We start from the raw sequence: 7,683 nt of genomic DNA on the forward strand, positions 1-7,683 counted from the left end.
ACCGCCACCGACAACGACTGACGAACCACCGAGGCCGCACAATGGCTCACGATTGAACCGTTCGAACTGGTCCCAAATTCAGCCGTTGCCGACACCCTTCAGATCGTCAAACGCACCGACGACATGAGCGGGTTCGTGGTGCTTCCACGCAGGTGGGTGGTGGAGAGGACGCTGAGCTGGCTGATGCGCTCGCGGCGCCTTGCCCGGGACTACGAGACCCGGCCCGAAAGCAGCGAAGCCGCCGTCCTGTGGTCGATGACCATGCTCATGGGACGCCGCCTCGCCCGCCACCGGAGCCGAAACGTCACCCGGCAGCCCGCCTCGGCGTGAACACCCCGGGACGCTCCTCGGCCAGCCAGCCCCGCTCCACCAGCCGCTTCACCTTCGACCGCACCCCCTCGACCTTCGCCGGCACCGACTCCAGGCCCAGCCGCCCGGCCAACTCCCGTGCCCGCAGCCCGGCCCCGCCCGCCTCCGCCTCCAGCACGCCCACCAGCCGCTGGTAGTCCGGCGCGAGCACCTCCATCGTCAGGCCCACCCGCCAGTGCGGCACCACCGACCCCGCCACCGGGGCCTCGGCAACGGCCGGCGCCGACTCCGGCGGGTGGTCGGCCTCCGGCTCCGGCCCGGCCAGGGCCTCGGCCAGCTCCACGCGGGCGATGGCCCGCCGCTCCAGCACCGCCTCCGCCTTCGCAAGCTCGGCCAGCACCCGCTCCGCCTCCTCGCGGAGCTCTTCGACCCGAACTTGCGCGGCCGTCTCGCGCGCTTCCAACAAGCCCATGACCGAAGCCATCGACAACCTCCGTGTCATAACCGACAGACGTGACGGCCCGACTCTTCCTCGATTCCGCGGAGTTCACGCCTGACCAGCGGAAACCCACCCATCAAGTCCGGAAAGACAACGGCTACTGAGTGCGCTGCCCGCAGCAGAGTCGAAAACTATTGGCCGACGGGAATCGACCGGCCCCACCCTGTACGCCATGGAAGAACCGCAACGCAGAATCCGCGCGCTCCACACGCCATCCACGATCACCGTCTACCAGGCGTACTCACCGGAGATCGGCATACCTGCGGTACGCCAGGGCCGTTTCCCCGCTGCATGGAAGCGGGACCGGATGACGTGGATCAAGCCATCGTTCCTGTGGATGATGTACCGCTGTGGCTGGGGCAAGAAGCCTGGACAAGAGACCGTACTTGCCGTCGAGATCACTCGCGAGGGCTTCGAATGGGCGCTGCGCAACGCGTGCCTGTCGAGATACGTCCGTGGACTGCACTCCGACCGCAGCACCTGGCAACGCCGGCTGAAGCGTGCACCAGCCCGCGTCCAGTGGGACCCCGAGCGCGATCTGCACCTGCAGCCCCTGCCAAACCGCTCGCTGCAACTCGGGCTCTCCGGCGAGGCCGTACGCCGTTACGCGGAGGAGTGGACGGTCTCCATCAACGACGTGACTCCGCTCGCCCGCCAGATCCACGCACTCGTCAGCAACGGCGACCTGGACTCCGCGACCCGACTGCTGCCCCACGAGCGGCCGTACCCCGCCGCGGACGAACTGATGGCCCATTTGAGCTCGTGACCGCGCACGCTCGACCAAAGGCCGGCTGCCACCCATGGGTCACATGGCACCACAGGCTCGGCGGAACCGGCGTCTCGTGCCCGATCGGTGTGGCACCGGTCGGCAACAGAGCCTCGGCTCCGTTTCTTGAGGAGTCGGCGAGACTCCGGCGGGGACGGCCGGCCGCCGTTCCCGCTCCTCGCGCGCGAGTTCCATGACACCGATCGCTGGTCCGGGGTACCCCTCCTCTCGGCGTATTCCCGGGGCCGCAGTTGACTCTTCTGAGACGACCGGTCATATTGGTGAGGTCTTCGGGGCCCGACACGTCGTCCATCCCTTCGACACCTTCTTCCGCATGATCTTCGGCGCCCCATCGCCGATTCCGCAGCACGGCTGCGCTCACTTCCGCATCGCCGACTACCCCGTCGGCGGCGACCACATTCCGGTGCTGCCCCGCGAGCGGGCAGGCCGGGCAGAGGAGAACCATGTCCACGTATCGAGCCGTCGAGGTCACTGGCGTTCGCAATATTCGACTGGTCGAGCGAGAGCTGGTCGATCCCGCTCCGGGACACGTCCGGCTGAAGGTGCAGGCCTGCGGGATCTGCCACACCGACGTGCTGACCCTGGAGGGCCTGCGCGCCGACGCCTCGACTCCTGTCGTTCCCGGCCACGAGATCGTCGGCGTCATCGACGCCGTGGGCGCGGGCGTCACCGCCTGGCGGCCTGGTGACCGTGTCGGTGTCGGATACCTGGGCGGTCACTGCTGGGAGTGCGAGATGTGCCGCCGTGGTGATTTCGTCAACTGCCTCGACCAGGAGCAGACGGGAATGACCACCGACGGCGGTTACGCGGAAGTGGCCTACGCGCGAGCGAGCGGCCTCGTGCGCATCCCGGACGGCATGTCGGCCATTGAGACGGCCCCACTGCTGTGTGCGGGGCTGACCACGTTCACCGCGCTGCAGAAAGGCTTCACCAGGGCGGGCGCCCTTGTGGCGGTCCAGGGCATCGGCGGACTGGGCCACCTGGCGCTGCAGTACGCGCACAGCCTCGGATACCGCGTCGCCGCCATCGCCCGGGGCCGGGAGAAGGAGAGCTTCGCGAGGGAACTGGGCGCCGACGAATACATCGACAGCACCAGCGTCGATCCCGGAACCGCCCTGCACGACCTGGGCGGCGCGTCGATCATCGTCGCCACTGCCTCCAGCGGCTCCTCCATGGACCCGCTGGTCCGCGGCCTGGCTCCGGGCGGTCGGCTGGTCGTCGTCGGCGCGGCGCCGGACCCGCTGACAGTCGCGACACCCGACCTGATCATCGGCACCCGGTCCATCGTCGGCAGCCTCACCGGATCCTCCATCGAGAACGAGGACAACCTCGCCTTCAGCCTCGCCCACGGCATTCGCCCGGCCACCGAGACCATGCCCCTCGCGCAGGCAGCGGACGCCTACGAGCGGATGCTCTCGGGCAAGGCCCGTTTCCGGGTCGTCCTGGACATCGCCTCCTGAGAACCCATCCCGTCTGGACGTTCGCCCCGTGACGGCAGCGGCGGCGGCAGCGCGCGACGGGTGCGCCGCCGCTGCCCTGCCGGGAGGCACAGCTCCCGACACGCAGCCCCTGCTCGAATGCGTGGGCCTCGCGTTCGACACCCACGTCCAGCGCGGCCGCCCGGCGCTCGGATTCATGTCGCCGTCATCCATGACGATCGTTCACGGGCCGGTCCAGCCGGGAACCGCGCCACAGAGGCACTGGGCAACCGCCGGTACCCGGCGACGTGGCCGAGTGGATCCTCTGGCTCGTCGATGCGCAGACCGCCCGGCTCACCGGCCACGTGCCCACGCTCCACGGTGGACTCGAACTCGCCTGATCGGAGGCGCTGTTGTGGCGCATCGTCGATCGACAGAGCGCCCTTGCCCATGGGCGAGGCCGCGCTGACCTGCGCCGTCGCACCTCGGCACACCCATGCCCGACGGTGCGCGTCAGGTGAGCCGGTCACTGCGCAGGAGAGTGACAGGTGGCTGCTCGCGTACGGACAGGTGCTGAACACCGCTCGCCGCGGGGAACAGCATGCAGCTGCTGGTGGCGTGGGCAGGCCGGCGCTCGTCGGCGTCGTAGAGCTCCGCCTGGCCGAGTGCCGTGCCGCCGCCCACGCCCTTCCGGTGTCGACCGTGATGGGGCGGAGGAACTTCACCGTCAGGTCGATCGAGGCGAATGCCATGCCCTGCGCAAGAGTGGACTGAACTGCGGCGCCGGCTGCGAAATCCAGCAGTGAGGCGAACACGCCGCCCATGGCGTTGTCGTGCTCTTCGCCCGGCTCAAGAGAGAAGACCGCCCGGCCGTGCTCCACCCCTTCCCGGGCGACGGCCAGTGCGGCCGCGATGGGAGGGGGCGGTAGCCGGCTGCCTGTCGCCGGCCCGCGGTGGACTTCCGGGGACCTCTCGCTCCAGGGCAGGGCCGCGAGCACGGAATGACGCTTGCATGCCAGATCGTCACCTGTCAGGCTGGTGATATGGAACATGTTTTTCCTTGCGGTGCCGCGGCACTCGACTTCGTCGGGACACTGCGCGCACGCCGCAACCCGCAGCCTCGGGAAATGCTCAAATCACCGGAGAGTCTCGACTCCTGGTTTCGTGAGTCCGGAATCGTCGACGGCGACACGGGCTGCCAGTCGTCCGATCTGGAGGATGCGGTGGCCCTCCGGGAGGCGATCTATCTGCTGGTCACCGCCAGGTTGGCGTACAAGAAGTACAACAGCCGTGCACTCTCGCTCGTGAACCGCGCAGTCCGCACGCCGCCCGCGATCCCGCAGCTCACCTCGAGCGGGCGCACCATCGAAGCCACCCCGCAGCAGGCGTTCTCGTCGGTGGCTCGAAACGCCATCGACGTCCTCAGTGGTCCGGATGTGCCGCTGCTCAGGGAGTGCGCGAATCCCGAGTGCACGCGGATCTACATCGATCGTTCACGGGGAGGGCGCCGGGAGTGGTGCGCCATGGAGGCGTGCGGTAACAAGATCAAGGCAGCGGCTTACCGCGCCCGGAAGAAGCACCTGTCCGGCGACCATTGAGCCGTACCGGCTCCGCCGGCGCACAGAGCATGGCGACCGGCTCGGCGAACTCGTCCGGCAGGACGAGCGACTCATGGCTGATGCTCGCGCCGCGGTCCTGAACGAGGCTCGCGGCGGTGGCCGTTGCGCAGGATCAGCACGCTGGTGCTCGTGCTGGTCCACCTGCGCACGAAGGCCGCCTTGGATCAAGTCGGCGCGTGGCCCGGGTCCGGCATCTCGACGGCCACCGCCCGGCATTCCCCGATCACGTGCAACGCCCGTCAGAAACGGTCGACGTCGACGACTGCCTGGGCGAAGGCTTCGGGAGCTTCCTGCGGGACGTTGCGGCCGATGCCGTTCGGAGTCCGGTGTGCCTACTTGCCCGAGAACTTGTTCCGAGCGGGTCGAAGGATGTGTTCGTGCCCCGCTTGACCGAGTGCAGACCTGTCGGCCCGCTTGAGTCGGGCGTGGCTGCCGACGCCGACGAGAGGCCGGGTCGGCTCCCCAGTGAAGCCGCCGCGGCCGCTCCCGCGCCGACAGCCTTGCCAAAGGTGCGCCTGTTGATCATCTGGAACCTTCCTTCGATTCTTCGATCTGGGGTCGCTCGTCCTGATCGTCCGGACCTGCACGGGGAGGCCGGGCAGGCGCATGTCGCAACGCGGCCGGCTATGCCTCTTCCACTCGCTACGTCACCTGTCAAAAAGGTGACGAGAGTCCGAGGGGCGGCCCAGCGGCCAATGTGGCCAGTCATCCTGGCCACGTTGGTGCGCGGTCGGCCCTGGCGAAATTCGCGCCCAGCGGGGGTGGGCCGTGTGCGGTTCAGTGCTCGGTCATGACCCGGGAGACGTGGTATTGGCGGATCCGCCAGCTGCTGCCGTCGCGTACGAGGACCAGCGACATGTGCACAGCGGCCTCCCAGCCCGCCGTGTCGCGGAAGGTGACGTCCGCGAATCCGCCGACCACCTGCTCGCCGATCGTGTAGCTGTGGAGGACCGTCACATCGGCGCTGCGATCGCCTGGTACCGCCTCGTAGTAGCTGCGTACGGAGTCCCGGCCGGAGAGGACCACGGGTCCGAAGCCCTGGAAGAGGGCGTCGGAGGTGAACAGGTCGGCCATGATGTCCGGCTGGTGGCCGTCGAACGCGGCCTTCCAGCGCCTCAGTACCTCGTGCATCGGGTTGCTCATCGCGTCAGCTCCCTGTCTGTGTCTTGTCGGATGGGGAGGCGGCGCCCGCCCATGCATGCCCGCCGTCTGTGGCCGAGGGGAGTCGGCGGCAACTAGCCGACCGGTCTAGTAAAGAGTAGTCGGGCGGTCGTATACGTGCAAGCACGGGGAAGACCAGTGACGCCAGAGAGAAGATCATCAGCACCCGTTCGGTTGTCGCGCAGCTCCGAGGACCAGGTGCTGTTCGCGAAGCTGCACCACAACACTCCCCAGCTCAGCGCCCTCCGGGTGAACTGCATGGCCCTGCTGGGCGCTCGCGTGCGCAGCAGGAGGCAGCGGCCGACAGGGGGCGGGTGGGCCACTCTGGCCGGGTCGTCTCGAAGGCATGGTCAGCCGCATGCGGACCGTGCAGAGGAGCCCAAGATCAGGAGGTGCGAACCTCTTGGCTCCCGGTGCTACCGTAACGAGACGATCGCCCGTCTTGGTGCTAGGAGGCGTTGACAGTGGCCAGGGCCAGTCTGCGGGAGAACCTCATCTCGGCGGCCGTCGAGCAGTTCCACACGCACGGCTATGCAGCGGCCGGCGTGAAGGACATCACTGACGCGGCGGGTGCTCCCAAGGGGTCGTTCTACAACCACTTCGACAGCAAGGAAGCCCTGGCTGTCGTGGCCCTGGAACGCTACGGGGCCAGCCGTCGGCTGGGGAGTCTGCGCGACGGCTCGGTTGCGCCGCTGACCCGGCTGCGCCGGCACTTCGAATTCCTGCGTGACGAGAACATCGACACCGAGTTCAGCCGCGGCTGTCTGGTGGGGGATCTCGCCGTCGAGGTCGCCGACCACAGCGAGGCGGTGCGCGAGTCGGTGCGAGCGAGCCTGGAAGCCTGGGCCGACGCCCTGGCCTTCGCCATCGCCGATGCCCAGGAGGCGGGCGAGGTGTCGAAGGCCCTGGAGGCGTCCACGTTGGCACGCTTCGTGCTCAACGCCTGGGAGGGGGCACTGATTTCCGCTCGGGCCGACCGTTCCGCGAAGGCGTTCGAAGCTTTCTTCACCGTTGTTTTCGGCCTGATACTGCGCTGAGGGACGCCGCAGAGGTGCTCCAGGGCTGCGCCTGAGGTCTTCCCGGCTGCAGTCGAGCGCCGTGCGGCCGGCCGGACGCCATCCCTTGACAGGTAAAGACGTTCAGAGGGCACGGAGTCACATTCCCGGTAGCCGGGTCGCTGTCCGAGGCCTCGGGGGGCGTCCGTGCTTGGGGCGTCGGCGGTTCGAGGCGTGCCGGGGCACGCGGCGACCGGGTGCGCCGGCAGAGGCCTTACCGGCGTTTTCACCCTGCGGGGGCCCACTCTCAGGTGCAGGGCCGCAGTCCCGTAGGGGCGGCGCCGCTTCATTCCCCGGCCGGTTCAGGGCGTGATGCCGTGCAGCAGGCCTCGACGTACCCGGAGAGTGCGGTGCGGGTGTCCCTGGTGAAGGCGTCGATGAGTGCTTCGTTCGCGTTGTTCTCCAGCGCCGGCAGCATCTGCTCGGCCACCTGGTCCGCACCCATCGCCACCGACCGGTTCATCCCGCGCCGCGCGGCGCTGGTGGAGGCAGGCGTCATGGAACGGCGCTCGTGCCAGGAGCCAGGGCGGCGCGTCCGTTCCGAGCGGACCCAGCGCTCTTCCGCCGCAGCTGTACCACCCGGCAGCCCTTGAGCGCCGCCTTCGTGGGCGAGCGCGGTGCTGCCGTCGACCTCGAGGACGTGGAGTTCGTTCTGCGGGAAGCCGGCCCCGAGGCGGCCCAGTCTGAGCCGGACCCCCTGCCGGCCTGGCGGACCGCCTCGCCTCTCGCTGGCGCGCAGACGGCTCAGTGGCCGGCGATCTGGCCGCCGTCGACGTGGAGGATCTCGCCGGTGACGAAGGGGGCGTTCTCGAGGTAGACGACCGCGTCGACGATG

General features: G+C 68.9%; 7 protein-coding genes and 4 pseudogenes. 5 read left to right on the top strand and 6 right to left on the bottom strand.

The window, feature by feature from the left end; genetic code table 11:
- Window positions 1–93: 93 nt before the first annotated feature.
- Window positions 94–330, top strand: a pseudogene (locus tag ACWCP0_RS41660) (transposase); the annotation flags it as partial.
- On the opposite strand, the gene ACWCP0_RS41665 reads toward ACWCP0_RS41660, so the two are convergent.
- Window positions 305–793, bottom strand: coding sequence for a hypothetical protein (locus tag ACWCP0_RS41665; RefSeq protein WP_451083913.1), 489 nt, complete (start codon window positions 791–793; stop codon window positions 305–307). The pseudogene ACWCP0_RS41660 and the gene ACWCP0_RS41665 sit on opposite strands and share 26 nt — an antisense overlap.
- Before the next feature lie 187 nt (window positions 794–980).
- Here ACWCP0_RS41665 and ACWCP0_RS41670 point away from each other — a divergent pair, with 187 nt between their 5' ends.
- Together ACWCP0_RS41670 and ACWCP0_RS41675 are read left to right on the top strand one after the other, a co-directional pair.
- Window positions 981–1,574, top strand: coding sequence for a DUF4291 domain-containing protein (locus ACWCP0_RS41670; protein ID WP_451083914.1), 594 nt, complete (start codon window positions 981–983; stop codon window positions 1,572–1,574).
- A gap of 464 nt (window positions 1,575–2,038) precedes the next feature.
- Complete coding sequence (locus tag ACWCP0_RS41675) at window positions 2,039–3,055, top strand: alcohol dehydrogenase catalytic domain-containing protein (protein WP_451083915.1); 1,017 nt, start codon at window positions 2,039–2,041, stop codon at window positions 3,053–3,055.
- Window positions 3,056–3,526: 471 nt separating this feature from the next.
- Here the strand turns inward: ACWCP0_RS41675 and ACWCP0_RS41680 are convergent.
- Window positions 3,527–3,945: pseudogene (locus tag ACWCP0_RS41680) on the bottom strand (PaaI family thioesterase); the annotation flags it as partial.
- A gap of 69 nt (window positions 3,946–4,014) precedes the next feature.
- Between ACWCP0_RS41680 and ACWCP0_RS41685 the strand changes: the two are divergent.
- Complete coding sequence (locus tag ACWCP0_RS41685; protein WP_451083916.1) at window positions 4,015–4,611, top strand: CGNR zinc finger domain-containing protein; 597 nt, start codon at window positions 4,015–4,017, stop codon at window positions 4,609–4,611.
- A gap of 260 nt (window positions 4,612–4,871) precedes the next feature.
- On the opposite strand, the pseudogene ACWCP0_RS41690 reads toward ACWCP0_RS41685, so the two are convergent.
- Window positions 4,872–4,964, bottom strand: a pseudogene (locus tag ACWCP0_RS41690) (alpha/beta hydrolase); the annotation flags it as partial.
- Window positions 4,965–5,409: 445 nt separating this feature from the next.
- Window positions 5,410–5,775 carry a nuclear transport factor 2 family protein gene (locus ACWCP0_RS41695; RefSeq protein ID WP_451083917.1) on the bottom strand — a complete coding sequence of 122 codons (366 nt, stop codon included), beginning with the start codon at window positions 5,773–5,775 and terminating at the stop codon, window positions 5,410–5,412.
- A 482-nt stretch (window positions 5,776–6,257) separates the two neighbouring features.
- On the opposite strand from ACWCP0_RS41695, the gene ACWCP0_RS41700 reads away from it, so the two are divergent.
- Window positions 6,258–6,830 (top strand): TetR family transcriptional regulator C-terminal domain-containing protein, encoded by a 573-nt coding sequence (locus ACWCP0_RS41700; RefSeq protein WP_451083918.1) that lies wholly within the window; start codon window positions 6,258–6,260, stop codon window positions 6,828–6,830.
- A gap of 304 nt (window positions 6,831–7,134) precedes the next feature.
- Here the strand turns inward: ACWCP0_RS41700 and ACWCP0_RS41705 are convergent, their stop codons facing one another.
- The gene (locus tag ACWCP0_RS41705; RefSeq protein ID WP_451083919.1) at window positions 7,135–7,347 is read right to left on the bottom strand and encodes a hypothetical protein; all 213 of its coding nucleotides are present in this window, start codon (window positions 7,345–7,347) and stop codon (window positions 7,135–7,137) included.
- A 245-nt stretch (window positions 7,348–7,592) separates the two neighbouring features.
- A pseudogene (locus tag ACWCP0_RS41710) lies at window positions 7,593–7,683 on the bottom strand (3-oxoacyl-ACP reductase); the annotation flags it as partial.

It is taken from the genome of Streptomyces sp. NPDC001970, from assembly GCF_053594115.1.